The 19,031-nt window shown below is 72.0% G+C and carries 20 protein-coding genes; 13 read left to right on the top strand and 7 right to left on the bottom strand.

Annotated features, from left to right (window positions below):
• Window positions 1-47: 47 nt before the first annotated feature.
• Together AB0I51_RS30375 and AB0I51_RS30370 are read left to right on the top strand one after the other, a co-directional pair.
• On the top strand, window positions 48-1,280 hold the full coding sequence (locus AB0I51_RS30375) for a PP2C family protein-serine/threonine phosphatase (protein ID WP_362980558.1): 1,233 nt from the start codon (window positions 48-50) through the stop codon (window positions 1,278-1,280).
• A gap of 253 nt (window positions 1,281-1,533) precedes the next feature.
• Window positions 1,534-2,961 (top strand): alkaline phosphatase family protein, encoded by a 1,428-nt coding sequence (locus AB0I51_RS30370; protein ID WP_362980556.1) that lies wholly within the window; start codon window positions 1,534-1,536, stop codon window positions 2,959-2,961.
• Window positions 2,962-3,116: 155 nt separating this feature from the next.
• On the opposite strand, the gene AB0I51_RS30365 is transcribed toward AB0I51_RS30370, so the two are convergent.
• On the bottom strand, window positions 3,117-3,980 hold the full coding sequence (locus AB0I51_RS30365) for a fructosamine kinase family protein (RefSeq protein WP_362980554.1): 864 nt from the start codon (window positions 3,978-3,980) through the stop codon (window positions 3,117-3,119).
• A gap of 19 nt (window positions 3,981-3,999) precedes the next feature.
• The gene (locus AB0I51_RS30360) at window positions 4,000-4,542 is read right to left on the bottom strand and encodes an AAA family ATPase (RefSeq protein ID WP_362980552.1); all 543 of its coding nucleotides are present in this window, start codon (window positions 4,540-4,542) and stop codon (window positions 4,000-4,002) included.
• Between the two features lie 125 nt (window positions 4,543-4,667).
• On the opposite strand from AB0I51_RS30360, the gene AB0I51_RS30355 reads away from it, so the two are divergent.
• Window positions 4,668-5,897, top strand: a complete 1,230-nt coding sequence (locus AB0I51_RS30355; protein WP_362980550.1) for a SpoIIE family protein phosphatase — start codon at window positions 4,668-4,670, stop codon at window positions 5,895-5,897.
• A 22-nt stretch (window positions 5,898-5,919) separates the two neighbouring features.
• On the opposite strand, the gene AB0I51_RS30350 is transcribed toward AB0I51_RS30355, so the two are convergent.
• Genes AB0I51_RS30350 through AB0I51_RS30340 form a run of 3 tightly spaced genes read right to left on the bottom strand, consistent with a single transcriptional unit; the run spans window position 5,920 to window position 11,552 of the window.
• A complete protein-coding gene (locus AB0I51_RS30350) occupies window positions 5,920-8,883 on the bottom strand; it encodes a CHAT domain-containing protein (RefSeq protein ID WP_362980549.1) in 2,964 nt (987 codons plus the stop codon).
• A 3-nt stretch (window positions 8,884-8,886) separates the two neighbouring features.
• A complete protein-coding gene (locus AB0I51_RS30345) occupies window positions 8,887-10,164 on the bottom strand; it encodes a hypothetical protein (RefSeq protein WP_362980547.1) in 1,278 nt (425 codons plus the stop codon).
• Window positions 10,164-11,552: a hypothetical protein gene (locus AB0I51_RS30340; RefSeq protein WP_362980545.1), complete on the bottom strand. Its 1,389-nt coding sequence runs from the start codon at window positions 11,550-11,552 to the stop codon at window positions 10,164-10,166. Before AB0I51_RS30340 ends, AB0I51_RS30345 begins: the two co-directional genes overlap by 1 nt.
• Window positions 11,553-11,680: 128 nt before the next feature.
• Between AB0I51_RS30340 and AB0I51_RS30335 the strand changes: the two genes are divergently transcribed.
• The 5 genes from AB0I51_RS30335 to mftR all read left to right on the top strand — a co-directional run bounded on the left by AB0I51_RS30335 (window position 11,681) and on the right by mftR (window position 14,748).
• On the top strand, window positions 11,681-12,103 hold the full coding sequence (locus tag AB0I51_RS30335; protein ID WP_362980543.1) for a hypothetical protein: 423 nt from the start codon (window positions 11,681-11,683) through the stop codon (window positions 12,101-12,103).
• The gene (locus tag AB0I51_RS30330) at window positions 12,100-12,378 is read left to right on the top strand and encodes a hypothetical protein (RefSeq protein WP_362980541.1); all 279 of its coding nucleotides are present in this window, start codon (window positions 12,100-12,102) and stop codon (window positions 12,376-12,378) included. The genes AB0I51_RS30335 and AB0I51_RS30330 overlap by 4 nt, the downstream gene beginning before the upstream one ends.
• A gap of 63 nt (window positions 12,379-12,441) precedes the next feature.
• Window positions 12,442-12,645 carry a hypothetical protein gene (locus tag AB0I51_RS30325; RefSeq protein ID WP_362980539.1) on the top strand — a complete coding sequence of 68 codons (204 nt, stop codon included), beginning with the start codon at window positions 12,442-12,444 and terminating at the stop codon, window positions 12,643-12,645.
• A 49-nt stretch (window positions 12,646-12,694) separates the two neighbouring features.
• Complete coding sequence (locus tag AB0I51_RS30320; protein ID WP_362980537.1) at window positions 12,695-14,110, top strand: hypothetical protein; 1,416 nt, start codon at window positions 12,695-12,697, stop codon at window positions 14,108-14,110.
• Between the two features lie 8 nt (window positions 14,111-14,118).
• Window positions 14,119-14,748, top strand: a complete 630-nt coding sequence (gene mftR / locus AB0I51_RS30315) for a mycofactocin system transcriptional regulator (RefSeq protein ID WP_362980536.1) — start codon at window positions 14,119-14,121, stop codon at window positions 14,746-14,748.
• Window positions 14,749-14,754: 6 nt separating this feature from the next.
• On the opposite strand, the gene AB0I51_RS30310 is transcribed toward mftR, so the two are convergent.
• Window positions 14,755-14,901: a hypothetical protein gene (locus AB0I51_RS30310; protein ID WP_362980534.1), complete on the bottom strand. Its 147-nt coding sequence runs from the start codon at window positions 14,899-14,901 to the stop codon at window positions 14,755-14,757.
• Here AB0I51_RS30310 and AB0I51_RS30305 point away from each other — a divergent pair.
• From AB0I51_RS30305 to AB0I51_RS30285, 5 genes are all read left to right on the top strand, one after another.
• Window positions 14,900-15,085 carry a hypothetical protein gene (locus tag AB0I51_RS30305; RefSeq protein ID WP_362980532.1) on the top strand — a complete coding sequence of 62 codons (186 nt, stop codon included), beginning with the start codon at window positions 14,900-14,902 and terminating at the stop codon, window positions 15,083-15,085. The genes AB0I51_RS30310 and AB0I51_RS30305 overlap by 2 nt on opposite strands.
• Before the next feature lie 99 nt (window positions 15,086-15,184).
• Window positions 15,185-15,400: a hypothetical protein gene (locus AB0I51_RS30300; protein ID WP_362980530.1), complete on the top strand. Its 216-nt coding sequence runs from the start codon at window positions 15,185-15,187 to the stop codon at window positions 15,398-15,400.
• A 33-nt stretch (window positions 15,401-15,433) separates the two neighbouring features.
• Entirely contained in the window at window positions 15,434-16,198 is a 765-nt protein-coding gene (locus AB0I51_RS30295; RefSeq protein ID WP_362980528.1) for a crotonase/enoyl-CoA hydratase family protein, read from the top strand.
• 52 nt (window positions 16,199-16,250) lie between these two features.
• Window positions 16,251-17,408: a CaiB/BaiF CoA-transferase family protein gene (locus AB0I51_RS30290; RefSeq protein WP_362980526.1), complete on the top strand. Its 1,158-nt coding sequence runs from the start codon at window positions 16,251-16,253 to the stop codon at window positions 17,406-17,408.
• Window positions 17,409-17,434: 26 nt separating this feature from the next.
• On the top strand, window positions 17,435-18,580 hold the full coding sequence (locus AB0I51_RS30285; protein WP_362980524.1) for a thiolase family protein: 1,146 nt from the start codon (window positions 17,435-17,437) through the stop codon (window positions 18,578-18,580).
• Between the two features lie 33 nt (window positions 18,581-18,613).
• Here the strand turns inward: AB0I51_RS30285 and AB0I51_RS30280 are convergent, their stop codons facing one another.
• Window positions 18,614-19,024, bottom strand: a complete 411-nt coding sequence (locus AB0I51_RS30280; protein ID WP_362980522.1) for a nuclear transport factor 2 family protein — start codon at window positions 19,022-19,024, stop codon at window positions 18,614-18,616.
• Between the last annotated feature and the right edge of the window lie 7 nt (window positions 19,025-19,031).

Below are 19,031 nucleotides of genomic sequence, written 5' to 3'. Positions count from 1 at the left end.
TGCGAACGGGTGCGCGGGTGCTGGGATGGGGGTGGCAGAAAGGGGCCGTGGTGGACGGTGACGGGGTTGGCGTGGCCGAGGAGGGCTCCGCGGATCGGTTCGTGCTCGCGCGGCGGGCGGTCTCCGCGATCGGGTCGACGCTCGACGAGCGCAGGACCGCGGCGGAGTGCGCGGGGTTCCTCGTCGACGAGCTGTGCGAGGCCGCGGCCGTCGACCTGTTCGCGCAGGACGAGGCGCGCCCGGCACCGCACGGCATGCTGCACCCGATGGCTGCCGTCGGCCGCAAGGAACTGCTGGACAGCCTGCGCAGCACGCCACGCGAGGACGTCATGGTCCGGGCCCTGGACGCCGGCCACCCGATCACCACCTCCTTCACCACCAACGACCACGGCGTCCTGGCCGCCCTGTCCGTGCCGCTGACCGCCTGGGGAAAGGCCTACGGCGCGCTCCTCGCGATCCGCGCCGGACGCACGTTCGGCGACGACGAGGCCGCCGCCGTGCACTACGCGGCCCGGCTCACCGCCGCCCATCTGCACCACGCCGTCGAACACCACCGGCTGCGCACCACCGCCCTGAACCTCCAGCAGGTCCTGCTCACCGAGCCCAGCCGCCCCCACCCCAACATCGAGATGGCCACCCGCTACCTCCCCGCGGGCAGCGGCACCCTCGTCGGCGGCGACTGGTTCGAGGCCGTACGACTGCACTACGGCCGCACCCTCCTCGTCATCGGCGACGTCATGGGGCACGGCCTGGACGCGGCGGTCGACATGAACGCCTACCGCTCGATGCTGCGCTACGTCGCCTCCACCGACCTGCCGCCCCACCGCATCCTGCGCCAGATGGACACCGCGATGTCCGAGGAGCACAACCGCCGCCCCGCGACCTGCCTGCTCGCCCTCCTCGACCCGGACCGGGGTACCGCCGCCTTCGCGAGCGCCGGCCATTTGCCGCCCGCCGTCTTCCACCGCGACGGCGCCGGCGAACTGATCCCCGTCCCCGTCGGCCCGCCCCTCGGCACGGGCTGTGCCGACTACGAGATGACCACGCTGACCCTCACCCCCGACGACACCCTGGTCATGTTCACCGACGGGCTGGTCGAGCGGCGCGGCGAGGACATCGACGTCTCCCTTTCCCGCCTGGCGCGGCTGCGCCTCCACCCCGGCCAGGGCGTCTCCCGCCTCCTCGACGACATCGTGCTCCGCCTCCATGTCCAGGAGGCCGAGGACGACGTCGCCGCGACCGCCGCCCGGCTGTGCCCCAGAGGCCCGGTTTCCGGATAACTTCGCAAACGGGAAACAAGTACGGCGGCCGATGTCTCCGGCAGGGTCGGACCATGCGCCGGCCGGCCGTCCCCCAAGCCTTGGCAACACCCCGGCAACGCCTGGATGTTGCCGGTCACGGCTTGGCCAACCCCTTTCCGCGCGTTGGCCGCAAATTCACCGCACGCCCCTGACGCCCCATACCAGGGCGGGCGGAGAGTGATCCGAGGTCTGGTCCACGAGATCCCTCGAAGCTCTTCAAGAAGGGGCAATCATGGCCGAGTTGACACGTCGCAGACTCCTGGGTTCGGCCGCCGGCACATTGGGCGGTGCCGCGGCTCTCTCCCTCCTCCCGTCGAGCGTCCAGAAGGCCGTCGCCGCCGAGCCGCCGGAGAACGGCTCGCTGCGGGACGTCGAACACGTCGTCATGCTGATGCAGGAGAACCGGTCGTTCGACCACTACTTCGGCACGCTGTCCGGCGTTCGCGGTTTCGCCGATCCGCACGCTCGCAAACTCGACACCGGGCGCAGCGTCTTCTACCAGCCGGACGCGGTGAACCCGAAGGGCTACCTGCTCCCGTTCCACCTCGGCACCCACACATCCAGCGCCCAGGCCATCCCGTCAACCAGCCACGCCTGGTCGGTGCAGCACCAGGCCTGGAACAACGGCAAGATGGACCAGTGGCTGCCCGCCCACCGCGCGGCCGACGGCGTCAACGGCCCCTATGTGATGGGCTATTACACGCGCGAGGACATCCCGTTCCAGTTCGCGCTCGCCGAGACCTTCACCATCTGCGACAACTACTTCTGCTCGGTGTTCGGGCCGACCTGGCCCAACCGGCTGATGTGGATGATTGGTTCCATCGACCCCGGCGGCACCCGGGGCGGCCCGATCATCAGCAACGCCGCGCCGAGGCCGTACCGCTGGACGACGTACGCGGAACGCCTCCAGAACGCCGGTGTCAGCTGGAAGGCGTACCAGGAGGAGGACGACTACGGCACCAACATGCTGGAGCAGTTCGCCTCCTTCAAGAACGCGCAGCCCGGCTCCGACCTCTACGAGCGGGGTGTACGGCCGCAGGCGCACGGCACGTTCGAGGACGACGCGCGCAACGACCGGCTGCCGACGGTGTCGTGGATCTGCCCCACGAGCTACCAGTCGGAGCACCCGGACTACCTCCCGGCCGCCGGCGCCGACTACGTCGCGTCGAAGATCGAGGCCATCGCGTCGAACCCGAAGGTGTGGCGCAAGACCGCGTTCATCCTCAACTACGACGAGAACGACGGTCTGTTCGACCACGTCGTCCCGCCGACCCCGCCCGCGGGCACCAAGGACGAGTTCATCCAGGGGTTGCCGATCGGCGGCGGCTTCCGGGTACCCGCCATCATCATCTCGCCCTGGACCGTGGGTGGTTGGGTCGCCTCGGAGGCCTTCGACCACACCTCGGCGCTGCAGTTCCTGGAGCGGTTCACCGGGGTCGAGGAGCCGAACGTCAGCGACTGGCGCCGTGAGACCTTCGGCGATCTCACCACCGCGTTCCGCTTCCGCGACGCCCGCCCGCGCTCGCCCCGGCTGCCCCACGACACGGCGGAGCAGCTGGAGAAGGCGCAGGAGGAGGTGGCGACCCTGCCGAAGCCGACCCTGCCCGGCGCGGACCAGAAGTTCCCGCACCAGGAGCGGGGGCGTCGCCCGCACGTCTGACCGGACCGTCGTGATGGGCGACCCCGGCAGGTGTCGTCCGGCAGGGGCTGCTCGCGCGTCGGAGATGGTGCGCTTGGCGTAGTCGCGGCCGAACGGCGGCAGGTGGGTCGGTGGTGTCTGGCCTCGGTCGTTGTGATGGGCGGTCCCGGCCGGTGTCACCCGGCCAGGGCCGCCCGCGCCGCCGACAACGCCTGCTCGGCGTAGCCGCGCCCGAACAGCACCACATGGACCAGCAGCGGAAACAGCTGGTGCAGCCCGACGCGGTCGGTCCAGCCGGGGGCGAGCGGCGCGGCCTGCTGATAACCGTCCAGCACCTCGGACAGATACGGACAGCCGAAGAGACGCAGTATGGCCAGGTCGGTCTCCCGGTGTCCGCCGTGCGCGGCCGGGTCGATCACGCGGACGTGTCCGTCGGCGCCCCACAGCACGTTGCCGTTCCACAGATCGCCGTGCAGCCGGGCTGGCGGCTCGGCGGGACCGGCGAGTTGGGGCAGCCGTTCGCAGACCCGCTCCACCACCGCTGCCTCGGCGTGCTCCAGGGCGCCTGTGTCGACCGCGCTGCGCAGATAGGGCAACACCCGTTGTCCGGCATACCAGTTGGGCCAGTCGGCGGCGGGAACGTTGCGCATCGGGGCGAGCCCGATGTACGCCTCCGTGGGACCGCCGGGCGGCGGCGCGCCGAACGCCGGTGCTCCGGAGGCATGCAGGGCGGCCAGCTCCCGGCCGAACCGGACCGCCGCTCGTGCGCTCGGCGGACCGGTGCGGACACGATCGGTGACCAGCCACCGCTCGTCCAGCCCGCGCACGGCGGGCACACGGACCGTCCCTGCGTCGCCCAGCCAGCGCAGCCCCGCCGCCTCGGCCCGCACGGCGCCGGGCGCCTCGGCCCGCTTCACCATCACCAACTGCCCGCCGTCCAGAGTGACTTCGCTGAGAGCCCCGGACAGCGGACGCTGACCGGTCACTACGCACCCGGTGAGCCGGGCCGCGGCGGCACCCGGAGTCTCGCTCTCGATCACGGTCACAGCGTACGACCGGTCAACCGCCTCCCGGCCGAAGAGCGCCGCGCAGCCCGGACTCGCACAGCACCCGCCGGACCGTCTCCTCCAGGGGGCTCGTCGCCGGGACCACCGTCTCGACGCCGCCGGGCAGCACATCCAACGGCCGGTACCATTCACGGAGTTGGTGCTCGCTCACCTCGTCCGCGATGGGCTTCGTCGCGTGCCGGGCCAGGGTCTCCTCGAACGGTACGTCGAGGTAGTAGCAGTGCGTGCGGCCCGGGTGGTCGGCGAGCAGCCCGGCCAGCATCTCGCCGTAGTGGGCGACGTAGAGGATGCCTTCCAGCACCGTGTGGAATCCGTGCGCCAGGGCATGGCGGACGGTCAGGTCGATCAGACCGATGTTCGCGCCGCCGGGGATGTCGCGCTCGCGCAGCACCTCCCGGCGAAGGACGTCCTGGCGCACCAGGGCGATACCGCGGCCGTACCGCTCGCGCAGGGCGGTGGCCACCGTGCTCTTGCCGGAGGCGCTGTTGCCGCGCAGCACGATCAGCCGGGTGGGGGAGGAGGGTGGCGTGGGCACCCGGGCACCCTACCCGTCGCGTATCGCCGAGTGACCGGGTGAGCACAATGTGTCCTCCGGGGCCCGCTCACTCTGTATATATATCGTGAGAAAATGGTGTGACAGTGGTGATTGGTGGCAGGGCCATGGTGGACGGGACGATCGACTACGCGGCGGTGTTCCAAGGGCTGCCCGGGATGGTGGCGCTGCTGACCCCCGACCTGGTGTACGCGGACGCCAACGAGGAGTTCCTGCGGATGTCCGGCCGCACCCGCGAGCAGGTCGTCGGCCGTTTCCTCTTCGACGTCTTCCCCGACAACCCGAACGACCCCGCCGCCACCGGCATGCGCAACCTGGAGACCTCACTGCGCCGCGTCATCGCCACCGGCGAGCGCGACACCATGGCCCTCCAGCGGTACGACGTCGAGTCGGCGGCCTGCCCCGGGCAGTGGGAGGAGCGCTACTGGAGCCCGGTCAACGCACCGCTCCTCGACCAGGACGGCAAGGTCGTGCTGCTGGTCCACCGTGTCGAGGAGGTCACCGAGCTGATCCGGGCCCGCGGTCGCTCCGGCAGCGGTCGCACCCGGGTGCTGGAGGCCGAGCTGTACACCCGCGCCCGCGAACTGCAGGAGCTCAACGAACGCCTGCGCGGCGCCCACGCCCGCGAACGCGAGGTCGCCCTCGCCCTCCAGGAGGCGATGCTGCCCACCAGCCGACAGAGCACGGGTCACCAGATCGCCGTACGCTACCGGCCCGCTGTCGGCTCCCTGAACGTGTGCGGCGACTGGTACGACGTCGTCGACCTGGTCGGCGGCAACCGTATCGCCGTGTCCGTGGGGGACGTCGTCGGCCACGGCCTGGCCGCCGCCGGCGTCATGGGCCAGCTGCGCAGCGCCCTGACCGCCACCTCCCGGGTCGCCGACGGTCCCGCCCAGGCCCTCGACGTCCTCGGTCGCTACGCCAACGTCGTCGACGGCGCCGAATCCGCCACCGTCGTCACCACCTTCGTCGACTTCGACGACCACACCATCACCTACAGCAGCGCCGGACATCCACCGCCCGTCCTGGTCCGTCCCGACGGCAGCGTGGAATTCCTCGACCGGGCCACCGACCCGCCCCTCGACGCACGCCCCGCCCCGAAGCCCAGACCGCAGGCCGGCACCACGTTCTCACCCGGTACCACCCTGGCCCTCTACACCGACGGCCTGATCGAACGCCGCCACGAGGACATCGACAGAGGCCTGGTCCGCCTCGCCGACTCCCTCGTCCGCCACCGGAACGCCGACCCCGAAGCCCTCGCGGACGCCGTGCTCCTCGAACTCCTCCCGCACGGCGGCGCCACCGACGACACAGCCCTGATCATCGTCCGGCTGTGACCGGCGGCAGAGCGATCCCGGGTCATACGACGATGCAGGTCAGCGCCGCCCACAGCAGGGGCGAGTGCTCGATGCGGCCGTCGGCGCGCCATCGGTCGAGCTGCTCGCGCTGCCAGCGGCCGAGCCGGTGCACGGGGTCCTCGTGCTCGTGCGCCGCGTCGACCGCGACGATCGCCTCCGACAACGGGCGTACGGACTCCGGCAGTTGAGCCAGCCCATGGAAGGCGAAACTGGTCGGCAGCACCCAGCGGGTCGCGGTGACCAACTCGGCACCGTTGTGCAGCATCGCCGTCGCCGGCCCGAACGACTCGGCGAAGCGCAGATCACCGCCGCTCTCGCAGCCGATGAGGGCGACCCGGGCCGGCGCCGGCCAGATCCGCGCGCCCGGCTCGCCGTCCGCGCGCAGCGGAAGCGTGCCCAGCAGCAGGTCCTTGGCCGACAGCGGCCGATGCGTGCGCAGCGGCTCGGTCAGACCGGCGGTGTCCGCGGCGCAGGACAGGTGCAGCGTGCCGTCCTCGCTCTGCCCGCCCTCGACCGGCGCACCGCTGACATGCCCGACGTAGAGCAGTCTGCGGGCGCCCGCGCGGAGCACACCGCTCAGCCAGTCCCGGTCCAGGTCGGTACGGCGGAAGGCCTCCGCCGGGGTGGCGACGGACGGTACGACGGCGCCCGCGTCGAGATGGCGCCGGACCAGCGACAGCAGCTCGGGGTCGGAGCCGGGCGGCCCGAGCACCGAGCCGAGCGGGGAGTCGGCGCGGAAGCCGGGGACGCGGGGGTCGAGGACGAGGACGACAGGGTCCGTGTCCGCGCCCGTGCTCCGTGTCGCTGCGGTCGACGGATCTCGTGGGCGCAGTGACGCCGGTGCGGTGGTCACCACGTCCGCCAGGTCGATGAGCCGGACATCGTCGTCGACGGCGAGCAGCTCCCAGGGGACCTGGGCGACCCGGGGCGACGGCTGGATCCGTACCAGTGGACGGCCCGCGCGCTCCGACACCTGACGTATCTGCGCCGTCAGCCCCTCCGGCCACAGGGCCTCGGCCAGTGTCCGCGCGAGCCGGCGCTCGCTGCCGTGTTCGGCCAGCGCGCCCGTGAACGCCCGCCGCATACCCTCCGTCCCGTCGCCCGCCCCCGGCAGGGCACCGGCGAGTGCGCCGACCGCCCGGTCGACCTCGTGGCCGGGGCCGTGACCGGTGCCGAATCCCCTCGCCCCGCCGGCCCAGGTCCAGGTCATGAACAGATCACCGGCGTCGGCCAGCCGGATCTGGACCACCGGGCGGCTCGTCATGTCGTCGGTGATCCAGAACGGCACCTCCTCCTCGTGCACGATCCGCCGCCGGTAACGGAACTCGGCCGCCGCGATGTACTCCTGGAGCGCGACGCGTCCCGGACCCGGCTGCGCCGACATCCGCACCTTCGGCGGCGGCGAGACCCGCAGTCCGGCGGAGGCGGCGGCCTCGGCGGCCACCCCACCGAGGGCCATCGTGCCGTTCGCGGGTCCGTCCTCGTCGTCCTCGTCGTGTGCGTCGTGCCAGTACGTCTTCATGGCCGCGCTCGGGAAGACCGACGCGAGGTCCTCGACCGAGGCGGAGGCGGCAGCCGGAGCGGAGGCCGGGCTCGGATTCAGGGCCAACGAGGCGCCCGCGCAACGGTGTTCGGCCAGTTCGAAGAGCAGCCCCTGGTCCTGCCGGCGCATCACCAGGCGGAACACCAGCTGTACGGCGTCCTCGGCGAGCCGCAGCCACTCACTGCGCGCGTGGGCGGTGGCGAAGTCGTAGCGTGCCGCCTCCAGGGCCAGCGCGGCCGGCAGCGCGAGGGAGAGCGCGTTGTCGACGGACTCCCGCTCCCGCTCGCCGTGGTCCGTCCGGTTCACGTTGTCCTCAAGAGTGCGCGCGAGCATGAGGTCGACCTGCGCGCACCGCTCGTACACCGCCCGCTCCTGGTACACGTCCCGGGCCTCCTGGGCCAGCCGCTTCATCTCGTCGATGTCGCCCCGGGCGTAGGCGTGTTGGGCTCCCAGCAGCATGCTGTCGGCGGCGGCGATGGAGGCGCCGAGCCGTTCGAACCGCTCCAGGCTGGCCGTCAACAGGCCCTCCGCGCCGGTGCCGTCGCCGCGCTCACCGGCGAGGAAGGCGCGCGCCTGCTCGCAGACCGCGAGGTCGCCGAACCGGCCCTGCCGCTCGAAGAACGCGGACGCCTCCGCGAACAACCGCTCCGCGAGGTCGAGTTCGCCCCGGCGCATCGCGGCGTACGCCCGGTGTGCCAGCAGTGTCTGCTGCTCACCGGTGTCCCCCAGCAGCCGGAAGTGCTCCTCGGCGCGCGCGAAATGGTCCTCGGCCGCGTCGAACCGCCCGGTCGAGGAACAGATCAGACCGAGGGCGACCAGCAGTCGCGGGACGGTCTCCACCGCCGTCTCCGGTGTGGCCGACAGCAGTGCGGAAGCCTGTTCCTCGGCGGCCCCCCACGCGCCCCGGTCCATCAGCAAGTGCACCCGGTTCAGGCCGAGTTCGGAGGTGCGCAGTCCATCGGGGTCGTCGAACTCCGGCAGTCTGAGCGCCGCCTCGTCGAGACAGGCCAGCGCCTCGTCCGGATACCCGGTCCTGCGCAGCAGGTCGGCCCTGGCGATCAGCGTCCGCAGCACCAGCTCCAGCCACAGCTGACGGCCGCGCGGTCCCATCGGCGCCGACGCGATCCCGTCGAGCAGGGCGTGGGAGCGGTCGATGGCGTCCTGTGCCGCCGCCAAGTCCGTGGCACCCAGCCGGACACTCGCGGCGTTCGCCAGCAGGTGCGCGCGCAGGAACCGTACGTCGGGGGAGTCCTCCAGGGACTCGGCCAGGGTGAGCAACTGGTCGTAGACGGCGATCGCGGCGGCGACCTCGGCGTTGAGGTGATGTTCCTCGGCCCGGGCCAGACCGCTGTCGAACGGTTCGCCGTAGAGCGGCGTCACCGCTCCGCCGCCCTCTGCCGCGTCGTCTTCCTGGTCCGGCATCCGTCAGTAGTCCTCATCGGTGGTGGCGGCGGCGATCTCGGCGAGGAACGGTGCGGAGCAACTGTCGAGCGGTGGAGCGTCGTACACGACGGGCTGTGCCGCCGCCGCGAGGCGCCGCCGGACCAGTGCGCGGATCGCGTCGCGTTCGGCGCCGGTCTCGGGACCCGGGCCGGGATCGAAGCCGGGGAGGAGCACACCGAGTTCGACGCGCGGCCGGGTCTCGCCGGGCGGCAGATCCAGGTCCGCCCGGCCGGTCCAGATGTCGTCCCGCCTGGCGAGGGCGACCCGTTTCCGCGGACCGTCGTTCACCCGGACCTCCGCCGCGAGAGGGACACCGGTCGCGGGTGCCGCGCTGTGCGCGACGACATCGACCTCGAACTGCCGTCGCGCGCCGAGTGCGCGGGCGGTCCACGACACCGCCGTCTCGGAGGCGTCGACGAGCCCGGGCGGGTAGCGGCGCCAGTCGTTGGTCCCCGAGCCCCGGGCGATCAACCGGCCGCCGGCGACAAGCCGTTCACCCGCCGCGAGGGCGTAGCCGCCGTACCGGGCGAACAGCGTGCCGGGGTCCGACGGAGCGGCGGCGGCCGGACCGGGCCGGTCCAGGAGCGAACGAAGCCGGCGCAGCTCAGGGCCGTCCAGACCGGCGCCGTCCGCCGCGTCGTCGATCAGCCGCAGCACGCTCTCCAGCCGGCGTGTCGTGTCCGTCGAGGACCCCGGTGCCGCGCGCCACCATTGGATGAGCGGGTCGAGGGCGGCCCGATGGTCCTCGATCAACTCGGCCGCGCAGTCGTCGGGTTGGTCACCGAAGTCGGCAAGGTCACCGAAGGCGCCACCCCTCCCGTCGAACAGCTGCTGGCACTGATGCGTCAGTGCCGCCAACTCCAGCCCGAGTACGTCGGGTTGCAGCGCCGGTATGCCGTCCAGGTGCGAGGCCGGCCACCAGCGGGCCGCCCAGTGCCCGAAACCGAGCCGGGCGGCGTCGGCCGCGAGCGCGGTTGGGTCGGCCGGTACCCCTGGTCCGACCGGATCGCCCGTCGCGCAGGCGTGCACGGCGGCCGCGACGCGCTCGCCGTGGACCGCCCACAGCCACTGCTGCGCCTGCTCCACGTCGTGGATCTCGGCGGTCGGCGGTCCCGGGTTCCCGAGGACCGGCCAGGTCAGCACCGCTCCGGCGACGTCGAGCACCGCCCGGGTGAAGTCGGGACCGGCACTGCCGGCCGCGACCCGGATGATGCCGTCGTCGTCCCGTGCGACGCGGACATCCATGGGAGGCGTCGCCATCACGCACTCCTCGACTCGGCCGCTTCGGGTACGGCGGGTGGTGGTGCCGTAGGTGTCGACAGCGCGCGCAGCGCCGACCGGACCCTGGCCCGGTGGTCCATCATCACCGAGCGGGCGACCCCGTCGAGCACCGCCCAGGCCGCCGCGGCATCCGCCAGCGGCGCGTCGCGGACGTCCCGTCCGTGCAGTCGTACCCACAACCGCCGCATGTAGGCGGTCCAGGGCGTACGGAGGTCCTGGGCGAGGGCGTCCAGCACGCCGCCGTCCGGATCGGGGCGAGGAGAGACGGTCATCCGGCGGGCGCGCAGGACCGAGGCCTCCCGTCGCCAACGGCTGTTGACCGCCCGGTGCGCCGAGGTCCGTCCCGGCGCGGATTCCCCGGTGCCCAGCGGGTCGAGTCCGACCGCGAGCCGCCCGCCGAGTACGACGGCGACGCGCAGGCTCTCGTCGTACAGACCGAGCGGAGCGCAGCTACGGCCGACCTCGCGCCGGACGAGTTCCGGGACCGTCGGCAGTTCCTCGCGGCGGGCCGAGGACTGGAGCACGACGAAGAGCCGCTCGAAGAGGGTGCGGTCCAGCGGCGCGGGGAGCGTGGCCGTCGAGGCACCCCGCCCGACCTGCGGACGCGGCGGCAACCGCCGTTCCGTCAGCCCCAGATGGGCAGGGAGTTCGGCACGGGCCCAGACCCCGCCCGTGCCCGCCCACATGGCGCGGCCGAGCAACTCACCGTCTCCCGCCTCGACCATGCCCCCGTAGTCCGGTGACTTCCGCGGCCCGTCCGGCCCGCCGCAGGCTTCGAGCACCTCGGTCGCCCGCGCGAACACCGCGGCCGTACCAGAGGTGGTCGCAGCCCGGCGGCTCTCCCATGCGAAAGCCAACTCCACCTCGATACGGGCATGTTGGGTGTCGTCGGCCAGATGCTGCTTGAGCGCTTCCACCGTACGGCCGCCGTCCGAGTCGGCCACGTCCTCGACGACGGCCCTGGCCAATGCGCCCGCATCGGCGGCGGGAACTCCGTGCTCGGCGGCGAGTTCGAAGCACCGCTGGAAATACAGGTCCTGCGGGTTGCCCGCCACCACGCCCAGCGCCCGGCGGGCCCGCTTGAGGAGGGTGAACCACTGTGCCGTCGCGAGCAGCCGCGCACCGGACTCCCATATCAGCGCGTCGAGTTGGGCGGCCCGCTCCGGAGTGAGGAAGTCGGCCGCGAGTTCGGGGTGCAGCGCGGGCCGGACGACCAACGGCAGCAGGATCAGCTTGACGGTCCGGGTCAGGGGGGCGCCACCGGGGCCGCTCAGCGGTTCGAGACCCGGTCCGAGAGCGCGCCAGGAGCCGTCGATGACCATGGCGCGCGGACGGCGCGCGTCGGTCGGCTGGCTCGGAAGCGGCATGTCAGGAGGGTACGTCGTCCGAGATCGGGCGGTCGAACCTGGGATCGGTAGGCGAACGGGAGCACCTAGCGTCCACAGGGACAGCGGGAACCACGGGACACCAACCCCGATCAGAAGGAGGAGCCGTCATGGGACTCTTCGGACGTCGCAAGAGCCGCGAGGAGCGGGCCGCGGAGATCGCGGCACAGGTGGCCGGCGGCAAGGGCTTCTACGGCCGCACCACCCGCGCCTTCCTCGGCAAGGAGGACTACGCCAGGGTCCAGGAGTCGATGGGAGCGTACAACTCGGGCCTCGGAGTACAGCAGTTGCTCGCGGCGGGAGCGCCGACCACGTCGGCCGTCGTCGTGTCGATCGGCGACACCGGTCAGCTGATCAACCACGATCCGGTCGTCGACCTCGTCGTGCAGCCGTCGGGCGGCCCCGACCGGATCACCCTGCGGACCATCGTCTCCAAGCTGCGGATCCCCCGCACCGGCGACGAGGTACTGCTGGTCGCCGACCCCGCCCGGCCGGGCGCCTACCTCTACGCCGGGGACGGCGCGACCCCGTGACCCCGGCACTGCCGTACGACGCGCCGGTGACCGGGTCCGCGCCGCTCTCCTTCGACGGCCGGGTGCTGGAGGTCTTCGGCTACGTCGACGCGGCCCGGTACCACGTGTGGGAGGAGCCCCGGATCGAGTTCCGTACCGGCCGGATCCGCCGGCTGACGATCATCACCAAGTCCGGCCGGAAGCACACCGTCCGCTACGACGAACCCTGCCTCCCCGGCCTGCGCATCCTGGCGGACCTGTTGGAGCGGAGCCGGCCCCGGGCTCCTGAGCACTGACATGACCGACGACGGAGTCGGTGCCGATCCGGTGCGGATGTCCCTGGTCGACCGGGTCGGCCGGTGCGACGCCGTGACCCTGATCCGACCGACTTCGAGTGGAACGGCGAGGAGTCGGGCGTCCTGGTCGAGCCGCGGATCAGCTGTCCGGGGGTGCGGACCTTCGAGACGACGTGGAAACGCACGCACCACCCCGCCCTGCGTGCGGGCCTCCGGTGCGAGGCGGTGGTCGACCCGGCCGGCGGGCGGGTCCGGGTCGAGTTGTGAGCATTTTCGGTGGGGCGAGTCCACAGAGGACAGGAACGGAGGACAGGCCATGCGTAGCCGTACCGGTGTGTTCATCGGCAATCTGTTGTTCGCCGCGCTCTGCGGCTGTACGGGCCCGGTCTTCCTTGCCATCGGTTGCTCAGCCTGGGACCAGGACCCCGGCTGGGGCTGGCCGGCAGCCGTGGTGGCGGCCGGGGCGGCCATGACGCTCACGATCCCCGTCTCCGCGGTCGTCTCGACGCGGAAGGAGTTTCCCGGGATCACCCGAAGGGACCGGCTGAAGGGTAGGGGCTTCCCGTACCGGGACGACACCTTCGTGCTGTTGGCGCCCCGGTCCCAACAGGGCTCGGCGCGGGCGCGGTTGATGCGGGCGGACGTACTGGAGGCATCCCTGGTCCGGTACAACCCGGACGGCGAGTCGACCTTCACCACTCACGTCGGCAACTACACGCCCGACGAGTTCACACCGCTGATCGCACTGAGACTGCGGGTGCACGACACCGAGGAGTCCGACGACGGGTCCGACGGGACCGGGGACTTCGAGGTCACGGGCGAGTGGCGGGTGCCGCCCGTGTGTCTGTCGGCGATCACGGCGGGCCGCCTGGTCGTCCTCGTCGAGCCGGCCGCTCCCGGGGTGCGGCGAGCGGTCACCCCCGAATGGCCGCGCAGCGCCCTGCTCGCGGGCACGAGAACCTCCCGGCTGATCGATCTCGAAGGCCGCTCGGCCGAGTTGACCCGGCGCCCGGACCGCCAGCTCCAGCAGATGCGGATCTCACGGGAGGCCGGAGGCGTCGTCATGACCGGCGACACGATCGACCTGCGGCAGCTGGACCCGTACACGGCGGCACGCTACGCAGCCCTGGCCGACCGGCACCGAGCCTGCCCCGAGGAGCAGGCGCCGGTGAGTGAGCCGGGCGAGGAAGCGCGTCGGCTGGCGGACCAACTCCCAGGAGAGAAGGGCGAGTTCGGATGGGTCGGCCGTCTTTGGTCGCGGCGCGGTGGGGTGCTGGTGCGCGCCCGCTTCCTGGAGATGCGCGGCAGGACCACCTTCCAGGACCACGGCCCGGTTCTCGACACGGTTCTGCGCATCCAACCGGCGGACGGCACACCCCCGTTCGACGCCGCCCGGCGGCTGACGGTGCCGATGAACTATCTGACGGTCCTCCACCGGACCAGGGAGGTCGTCCTCGCCGTCAGCCCGAACGGCCGCTCGTACGTGGTCGACTGGGCCCGCACCAACCTCCTCGCGGGTGTCACCACGGCCAGGGCCGTCGCCCCGGACGGCCGGGAACTCCCCGTGGCCGGCCGCCCCGAACTCATCTGGGCCCTGATGAACCTGCTGGCTTCCCAGGGCCTTTCGGTCAGGACGCCCGTTCTGGACCTCCGCGAGCGCCGCCTGAGCAGGGTGGCGGACATGGTGACGCGGGTGGTGCGGGAGCACGCCGACCCCCGCACCTGTGCATGATGTGCGCTGTGGATGGTGCGAACGACGACAGCGGACAGCGACCGGCCAGAACGGGCCGACCGCCCGTGACCTCGCGGGCCGTGCTCGAACGGGTGGGCTTCGAACTGTTCGCGCGGCACGGCTTCGACCGTACGACCGTCGACGACATCGCCGCCGCGGCAGGGATCGGACGCCGCACCTTCTTCCGCTACTTCGCCTCCAAGAACGACCTGGTGTGGGGCGACTTCGCGGCCGAACTGGTCAAGCTCGACGCCCTGTTGGCGGATACCGATCCGGCCGCTTCGATGATGGACGCGCTGCGCGGCGCGGTCGTGGAGTTCAACCGCTTCGACCCGGCGGTGGTGCCCTGGCACCGTCAGCGCATGGCACTCATCCTGCGGGTGCCGACACTGCAGGCCGACTCGACCGTGCGGTACGCGTCGTGGCGGACACTCGTCACGGAGTTCGCCGCCCGCCGCACCGGCCGGGCGCCTTCGGACCTGCTGCCCCGGCTGATCGGCCACACCGTCCTCGCCGCGTGCATCGCCGCCTACGAACACTGGCTGACGGACGAACAGTCATGCCTGGCAGACCTGTTGGACCAGGGACTGCGGCAACTCGCGGCCGGTTTCGAGGGGCCGGCCCCGGTCCTCGCCTGATCCGTGTCACGGCAGGTCGCGCCGCATGGCGTCGGCGACCAGTTCGCCGATGAGGACGGCGGTGGCCGCCGGGCCGCGCAGGGGCGGAGTCGGCAGGATCGAGGGCCCGCTGACCACGACGGACGTGGTCGTCTGGCATCTGGGCTGGGGCATGCAGCTCACCCCACCCGGCGCCTTCGGCATCGCCGCTGCCGTACGGCGCAAGGCCCCCGGCCTCTACCCGCCCAACCGCCTGGGCGTCCCCGACACCGTGCAGCGCCTGCACTGGGAACCCGAGCGGGCCCGCGAACTCGGCCTCCCCAACCCCTACGACTACGGCGGCATGCGTGAGACCTGACTCTGCCACCTCCTCACCGACTGGATCGGCGACGACGGCTGGCTGTGGCAACTGCGCTGCGAGCACCGCAAGTTCAACTACCTCGGCGACACCACCTGGGTGCGCGGCACCGTCGTCGACAAGCGGCAGGTGGACGGACGGAGCGAGGCGCACATCGAGGTGCGCTGCGAGAACCAGCGCGGTGAAGTCACCACACCCGGCAGGGCAGTTGTGCTGCTGCCGACCAGGGAGCGGGCCGTCGAACTTCCCGAGCCGCCCGCCCAGGACCTGGACGGCATGGTCGCCCACGAACTGGAGCGGTTCGCCGTCAAGTGAACAGCGGTCAAGAACGAGAACTCAGGAGGCAAGGTGTCGGACGAAGTGCTGGTGGAGCGCCGGGACGCGGTCCAGGTCATCACGATCAACCGTCCCAAGGTCAAGAACGCGCTGGACGCCGGGGTGGCCGCCGGAATCGCCGCCGCGGTCGACGAGCTGGACGAGACGGACGAGCTGCGGGTCGGCGTACTCACGGGAGCGGGGGGCACCTTCTCGGCGGGCATGGACCTCAAGGCATGGCTGCGCGGTGAGAGCCCCGCGATCGAGGGCCGGGGGCTGTGCGGCATCACCATCACCCCGCCGCGCAAGCCGCCGATCGCGGCGGTGGAGGGCTGGGCGCTGGCCGGCGGCTTCGAGCTGCTGCTCGCCTGCGACCTCGTCGTGGCGTCCCGCGGGGCGCGGGTCGGGGTCCCGGAGGTGACGCGGTCCCTGGTCGCCCGGGCCGGTGCGGCACTGCGCCTGCCCCAACGAGTGCCGTACGCCGTCGCGTTGGAGCTGCTGCTGACCGGCGAGCCCATCACCGCCGAACGTGCGGCCGAGGTCGGACTGGTCAACCGGCTCACCGACGAGGGCGGCGCGCTCGCCGGCGCGCTGGAACTCGCCGCGACCATCGCGGCGAACGGCCCCCTCGCCGTCGCCGCCACCAAACAGATCGCGCAGTCCGCCGCCGACTGGACGCTGGCGGAGGGCTGGATCCGGCAGGCCGAGATCGCCGCGCCGGTGTTCTCGTCCGAGGACGCGCGGGAGGGCGCCGCCGCGTTCGCCGAGAAGCGCCCGCCGGTCTGGAAGGGACGCTGACGGCGTCGTAGAAGTACCGGGATCCTCAACTCAGGCTGCCAGGGAGGGTGTTGTGACCGCAGGACCACTGTCCGGCTGTCGCGTGGTCGAACTCGGTGGTATCGGGCCGGGCCCGTTCGCCGGAATGCTCCTCGCCGATCTCGGTGCGGAGGTCGTCCGGGTGGACCGGCCCGAGCGGGCGGCCGAACCCGACGCGGGCGGCCCCGCCGACGTCCTCAACAGGGGCAAGCGGTCGGTCGTACTCGACCTGAAACACTCGGCAGGACCCGCCGCCCTCCTCCAACTCGTCGAGCGCGCCGATGCGTTGATCGAGGGCTTCCGCCCCGGCGTCACCGAACGCCTCGGCATCGGACCCCACGAGTGTCTGGCACGCAACCCCCGCCTCGTGTACGGCAGGATGACGGGCTGGGGCCAGACCGGGCCGCTCGCCGCAGCCGCCGGACACGACCTCACCTACATCGCCCTCACCGGCGCGCTCGGCGCGATCGGAGACGCGGCGGGACCCCCGCAGATACCGCTCAACCTGGTCGGCGACTTCGGGGGCGGCGGCTGCTACCTCGTGATCGGCGTGCTCGCCGCCCTGCATGCCGTAGGGCGCACGGGAGTCGGCCAGGTGGTCGACGCGGCCATCGTCGACGGGACGGCCCATCTCCTCGCGAGCACCTTCGGCAAACTCGGGCGCGGGGCGTGGACCGACGAGCGGGGGATCAACCAACTCGACGGCGGCTGGCCCTTCTACGCCGTCTACGAGACGAAGGGCGGCGGACATGTCGCGGTCGGCGCCCTCGAAGCCAAGTTCTACCGGCGCCTGATCGAGCTCCTGAAGCTCGACGTCGATACCGACCTCCAGCACGACCGGTCGACCTGGCCCGAGCTGCGCCGTCGGCTGGCCGAACGCTTCGCCGAGCGCACCCGCGACGAATGGGCGGCCCTGTTCGAGGGCACCGACGCCTGCGTCGCCCCCGTCCTCGGCCTCACCGAGGCGGCGGCACACCCCCAACTGGCCGCGCGCAGGAGCCTGTTCGCCCGGGAGGGCGTCGTCCAGCCCGCCGCGGCACCCCGTTTCTCGGCGACCCCGTCGAGCCCCGGCCCCGCGGCCCCACCCGTAGGCGCCGACACCCGCGCCGTCTTCCGGGACTGGGAGATCGCCGATGCCGACGAACTCGTCGACAGCGGCGCCGCCGTCCAGTTCCCCACTGATTCCCCCTGAATCCTTAGCGACCGAGAGGACCTGCCATGCCCGAGGCCGTCATCGTCGACGCCGTACGCACGCCCATCGGCAAGCGCAACGGCTCCCTGGCCGCCGTGCACGCGGCCGACCTGTCGGCACACGTACTGACCGCGCTGGTGGAACGCACCGGTGTGGACCCCGGCACCGTGGACGACGTGATGTGGGGCTGCGTCACCCAGATCGGCGATCAGTCGAGCAACATCGCCCGGTTCGCGGCACTGGCCGCCGGCTGGCCCGAGCACGTGCCCGGGGTGACCATCAACCGGGCCTGCGGCTCCAGCCAGCAGGCTGTCGACTCCGCCGCACACGCCGTGATGGCCGGGCAGTACGACCTCGTGGTGGCCGGGGGAGTGGAGACCATGACCCGGGTCCCGTTGGGCTCGCACCGGACCACCGGACAGCCCTACGGACCCGCCGTCCTGGCCCGCTACGACGGCTTCCGGTTCAGCCAGGGTGTGGGCGCCGAGTTGATTTCCGAACGGTGGGGCCTCAACCGTACCCGGCTCGACGAGTTCGCCTCCGAGTCGCACGCCAAGGCCGCCGCGGCGATCGACTCGGGGATCTTCGACGACCACATCGTGCCCATCGAGGTCGACGGCACCAAGTTCACCGTCGACGAGGGACTGCGGCGCGGCACTTCGGTCGAGACCCTCGCCAAACTCAAGCCGTCGTTCAAGGAGGACGGCGTGATCCACGCCGGAAACGCCTCCCAGATCTCCGACGGCGCCGCCGCGCTGCTCATCACAACTCCCGAACGGGCAAGGGAGTTGGGCCTCAAGCCGATCGCCCGCTACCACTCCGGCGCGGTCAGCGGCGCGGACCCGGTCATGATGCTGACGGGGCCGATCCCCGCGACGGAGAAGGTCCTGCGCCGATCCGGCCTGTCCATCGAGGACATCGGGGCGTTCGAGGTCAACGAGGCTTTCGCGCCGGTCCCGTTGGCATGGCTGGCCGAGACCGGCGCCGACCCCGAGCGGCTCAACCCGCTGGGCGGAGCGATCGCGGTCGGCCATCCGCTCGGCGGCTCCGGGGCCATCCTGCTGACCCGGCTGCTCGCCCGGATGCGGCAACGGAACCTGCGCTACGGCCTGCAGACGATGTGCGAGGGCGGCGGCACCGCCAACGCCACGATCATCGAACTGCTTCCGTGACGACCGGCCTGGGCGGCCAAGACCTGAGTCGCGTCACTTCTCGTCCGTCCAGGCCAACGTGACCTGCATCTCGCTGAACCGCCAGCCCACCGGGGTCCGTACGGCGGTGCACGCGACGCGCAGACCGCTGGTCCGGTGGGGCGCCGCGCCGTCACGGTAGAAGTGCACGAGCTGGTTCGCGGTAGCCTCCGCGCGGTCGCCGTCGAGACGCACCAGCACATCACCGTGCATGTGCTGGGTCCGCTGCCCCTCGACCCAGCTCTTCTCCAGGAAGTCGGTCAACTCGTCCAGGCCGTGCAGGTCGCCCCGTGGCGAGTGCGCCACGACGTCGGAGTGAAAGACGGTCCCGGCGTCGTCGTGGCGGCACTCGTCCAGCAGGTTGGCCAGGTGCGCGAACAGGTCGGTGATCTCGGCTCGGTCGTCGGCCGGGGTGACAGCGGGCAAGGCAGCT

The sequence above is a fragment of the Streptomyces sp. NPDC050549 genome (genome assembly GCF_040655035.1).
Lineage (GTDB): Bacteria > Actinomycetota > Actinomycetes > Streptomycetales > Streptomycetaceae > Streptomyces.
Note: the sequence above shows the minus strand (reverse complement) of the source record. Positions and strands in the feature narration are given on the sequence as shown.

Excerpts from the sequence above, each read along its gene's own strand:
- AB0I51_RS30370 (WP_362980556.1), top strand. The coding sequence starts at position 1,534 with ATGGCCGAGTTGACACGTCGCAGACTCCTGGGTTCGGCCGCCGGCACA.
- AB0I51_RS30355 (WP_362980550.1), top strand. The coding sequence starts at position 4,668 with ATGGTGGACGGGACGATCGACTACGCGGCGGTGTTCCAAGGGCTGCCC.
- AB0I51_RS30350 (WP_362980549.1), bottom strand. The coding sequence starts at position 8,883 with ATGCCGGACCAGGAAGACGACGCGGCAGAGGGCGGCGGAGCGGTGACG.
- AB0I51_RS30345 (WP_362980547.1), bottom strand. The coding sequence starts at position 10,164 with ATGGCGACGCCTCCCATGGATGTCCGCGTCGCACGGGACGACGACGGC.
- AB0I51_RS30340 (WP_362980545.1), bottom strand. The coding sequence starts at position 11,552 with ATGCCGCTTCCGAGCCAGCCGACCGACGCGCGCCGTCCGCGCGCCATG.
- AB0I51_RS30335 (WP_362980543.1), top strand. The coding sequence starts at position 11,681 with ATGGGACTCTTCGGACGTCGCAAGAGCCGCGAGGAGCGGGCCGCGGAG.
- AB0I51_RS30320 (WP_362980537.1), top strand. The coding sequence starts at position 12,695 with ATGCGTAGCCGTACCGGTGTGTTCATCGGCAATCTGTTGTTCGCCGCG.
- AB0I51_RS30305 (WP_362980532.1), top strand. The coding sequence starts at position 14,900 with ATGCAGCTCACCCCACCCGGCGCCTTCGGCATCGCCGCTGCCGTACGG.
- AB0I51_RS30310 (WP_362980534.1), bottom strand. The coding sequence starts at position 14,901 with ATGCCCCAGCCCAGATGCCAGACGACCACGTCCGTCGTGGTCAGCGGG.
- AB0I51_RS30285 (WP_362980524.1), top strand. The coding sequence starts at position 17,435 with ATGCCCGAGGCCGTCATCGTCGACGCCGTACGCACGCCCATCGGCAAG.